The 3557-nt window shown below is 63.6% G+C and carries 4 protein-coding genes; 1 reads left to right on the forward strand and 3 read right to left on the reverse strand.

The features are described from left to right. Nucleotides 1–190 precede the first annotated feature (190 nt). The 3 genes from AAFX91_RS39915 to fixL all read right to left on the reverse strand — a co-directional run bounded on the left by AAFX91_RS39915 (nt 191) and on the right by fixL (nt 2816). Nucleotides 191–592: a response regulator gene (locus tag AAFX91_RS39915; protein WP_130583983.1), complete on the reverse strand. Its 402-nt coding sequence runs from the start codon at nt 590–592 to the stop codon at nt 191–193. Between the two features lie 87 nt (nt 593–679). After that, entirely contained in the window at nt 680–1297 is a 618-nt protein-coding gene (gene fixJ, locus AAFX91_RS39920) for a response regulator FixJ (protein ID WP_394570158.1), read from the reverse strand. Next, a complete protein-coding gene (gene fixL / locus AAFX91_RS39925; protein ID WP_130583985.1) occupies nt 1287–2816 on the reverse strand; it encodes a sensor protein FixL in 1530 nt (509 codons plus the stop codon). Before fixL ends, fixJ begins: the two co-directional genes overlap by 11 nt. 200 nt (nt 2817–3016) lie before the next feature. On the opposite strand from fixL, the gene AAFX91_RS39930 reads away from it, so the two are divergent. Continuing rightward, nucleotides 3017–3445: an HPP family protein gene (locus AAFX91_RS39930; protein ID WP_130583986.1), complete on the forward strand. Its 429-nt coding sequence runs from the start codon at nt 3017–3019 to the stop codon at nt 3443–3445. Nucleotides 3446–3557 lie beyond the last annotated feature (112 nt).

A 3557-nucleotide genomic window follows, 5' to 3' on the forward strand; every position in this document is an offset into this window, starting at 1 on the left:
TCACCCCGATCGGGCAATCCAAAGCATTCCGCGCAAGTCAAGGCCGGGCACGGCGATCCTCTCGTGACGCTCACGTTCGTAGCCCGGGTGGAGCGCTAGCGTAACCCGGGATGTCTGCGCCCGCGTTTGAGAGCGGCCCCGGGTTACGCTGCGCTCCACCCGGGCTACGGGGCTCCACCCGGGCCACAGGCTACGGGGCGGGCGAGGTCGATCGGTCGGTCTTGATCACGTCCCAGATGCGGGTGGACAGGCTGTCCTCGACATGCGGCTTGTGCAGCACATGGCGGATGCCGGCGGCCGCGGCCTTGGCCGGAATGGTCGCGTCGGGGTAGCCGGTGATCAGAATGATCGGCGTCTTGACGTCGCGCTGGCGCAGAATCCCGGCGAGGTCGATGCCGCTCATGTTCGGCATCTTGTAGTCGATCACGAAACAGTCGGCTCCGCCCATGGTCATGGCGTTCAGCAACGCCTCGGCGCTGCGGAAGGTGCGGACATAGAAGCCGTCGGTTTCCAGGAGGAAACGCAGCGACCCAAGCACGTCGGAATCGTCGTCCACGACGTAGACAAGGGGAGTTCTGGTGGGTGGGGGCATCGCGGCTGTTATCCAGCTTCCGGGCCGGCCATCCGGTCCGTCAACCCATATTTATAAGCCCGTCGATGCCGGCCGGCTTGATTCAGCTCAATCCTTGAGCGCCCCGGCCCGCATGGCCAGGCGGACCAGCTCCGAAAGGCTGCTCGCCTGCATCTTGGTCATCACATTGGTCCGGTAAACCTCGATGGTCCGAGGGCTGATATTGTAGTCGCGGGCGATCATCTTGTTGGAAAGCCCGGCCACCAGCCCGTCCATGACCTGCCGCTCGCGCGGGCTGAGCGAGGCGATGCGGGTGGCGACATCCTGGGCCACGGCCTCGTCGCGGGCGCCGGCCTCGGCCTGCCGTAGCGCGACGTCGATCATCGCGATCAGCCGGTCGTCCTCGAACGGCTTCTCCATGAAGTCGACCGCGCCGAGTCTCATCGCTTCGACGGCGAGAGGGACATCGCCATGGCCGGTCATGATGATGACCGGGAAGGCCCCGCGGCTTTCCTTGACGCGCTTCAGCAGCTCGATGCCGTCCATGCCGGGCATGCGGATATCTGACACCACGCAGCCGAACTCGACGGTGGGGAGGGTGTCGAGGAAGGCTTGCGCCGACTCGAACAGGCAGACTTCGAAGTCAGCCGAATCGAGCAGGAATTGCAGCGAATCCCGCATCGCGTCGTCATCGTCGATGACGTAGACATTTCCCCTACGTGCCATCTGTCAAACTCTCGTTCGGTACCGCCGGCAGCGTGAAACGGAAGGTCGCGCCGCCCGCCTGATTGGATTCGGCCCACATCCGCCCGCCATGCGCCTCGATGATCGAGCGGCTGATCGACAGCCCGACGCCCATGCCGGTTTCCTTTGTCGTGAAGAAGGTCTGGAACAGGTTCTTCTCCACATCCTCAGGAAATCCATGGCCGGTGTCGAACACCGATACTTCGATCATGTCCTCATCGACCGGCCGGTTCGAGGCGATCAATTCGCGCCGCTCGGACTGCGCCATCGCCTCCAGCGCATTGCGGAACAGATTGACCAGCACCTGCTGCACCTGGACGCGGTCGACCAGCACCAAGTCATATCGCGGATCGAGGTTGAAGCGGATCCGCACGTCCTGCTCGCGGGCGCCGGCAAGCCCGAGCGCGCCGGCTTCCTCGACCATCTTCGAGAGGCGTTCGACGCGCTTTTCCGATTCACCGCGGGCGACGAAGTCGCGCAGCCGGCGGATGATCTGCCCGGCGCGGATCGCCTGTTCGGCGGCGCGATCCATCGCGCTCTCGATCTTGGCGCGGTTCGGGTCATCGCTTGCGGCGAGCAGGCGGCGCGAGCCCTTCATGTAATTGCTGATGGCGGCGAGCGGCTGGTTGAGCTCATGGGCGAGCGCGGACGCCATTTCGCCCATTGCGCTGAGGCGCGAGACGTGGACGAGTTCCGATTGCAATTCCTGCAGCCGCGCCTGGGTCTGCTGGTGCTCGGTGAGGTCGCGGACGAAGCCGGTGAAATAGGGCACGCCGCCGGACTGCATCTCGCCGATCGACAAATGCATCGGGAAGGTGGTGCCGTCCCTGCGCTGGCCGGTCACGATGCGGCCGATGCCGATGATGTGGCGCTCGCCGGTGGTAAGGTAGCGCGCCACGTAGCTGTCATGGCGGGAGCGGTCGGGCTCCGGCATCAAGATGCTGACATTCTGTCCGATGGCCTCCTGCTCGGTATATCCGAACTGCCGTTCCGCGGCGCTCGAGAAGAACTGCATGATGCCGCGGCCGTCGATGACGATCATCGCGTCGGGGATCGTCTCCAGGATCGACTGCAGGTGCCCTTCGCGCGTGCGCAGGGCCTCCTCATGCTGCTTTTCCTCATCGATGTCGAGCGCGATGCCGGAAAGATGCGTAGACGTCTTGTCCCGCGTCAGACTGCCGCGCAGCCGCACCCAGTGGTTGTCGCCATCATTTCGGCTCAGCCGGTAGGCGAGGTCGAAGGCCTCTCCGCTCTCGGTCGCGCGTGAAATGGCCTGTTCGGTGCGCTGGCGGTCGTCGGGCTCGAGCAGCGAGAGGAAGAGCTCATAGCTGATCGGCGCGTCGTCGGGAACGCCGAACAGCCTGCGCGCGGTGGTCGACCAGGTGAGCTGCTTGGTCGCCAGATCGATATCCCAGCCGCCGATCCCGGCTCCCTCGGCACCGAGCCGAAAGCGCCAATCAGGGGCGCGGTCATCGGAGGGGGAGGGGTCGAGGCCAGTCAAACGCTTTTCCGGTTCTTCGCCGCAGGGGTGGATTCGTACAATGGTCTGGCAGATTATGGTCCGATTGGCCAGTCCTGCTCAAGGGGAGGAGGGGCTTCGTCCCGCAGTCGCTGTGACCCGCAGCAGGTGCGGTGATTGACCTCGGTCAATATGCCAGCGGGGCGGCTGGCTTAAATGAAGAACTGGACAGAGGATTCGCCTTGTACAAATTTCTCGAGCTGACCGCCGCCGATTACATGACGCGCGAGCCGAAGACGGTCTCGCGCGACATGACGATGGCCAAACTGTGCGAACGATTCGAGAAGGAGGACTTCAACACCTATCCCGTCGTCGACGGGACGCAGGTAGTGGGGATGGTCTCCAAATTCGATCTCTTGTCCTGCTTCGTCTTCACGCCGGCGCGCATCCTTCCGCGCTATGAGGATCTGATGCAGAAGACGACCGCCGATGTGATGACGTCGGAATTCATATATGTGGTGCCGGAGACACGGTTGACCCGCGTGCTCGAATTGATGATCAATCACCGACTGCGGAGCATTCCGGTGCTCGAAGGCGAACAGCTCGCCGGCATCATTTCCCGCGAAGACGTGATGCGCGCCCTGCGCGACTGCGCTGCCGCGGCAGGCTGATCCTGAGTCCAGTTTTAATAAAGAAATTCAGCGTGACGCTAGGCCGTGTGGACAGTTACCTTATCCAGAGCAGAGTGGCGGCAATGGCGACGACGGCGAAGTAGTTTCGCGC

The organism is Bradyrhizobium sp. 31Argb (assembly GCF_043638955.1).
Lineage (GTDB): Bacteria > Pseudomonadota > Alphaproteobacteria > Rhizobiales > Xanthobacteraceae > Bradyrhizobium.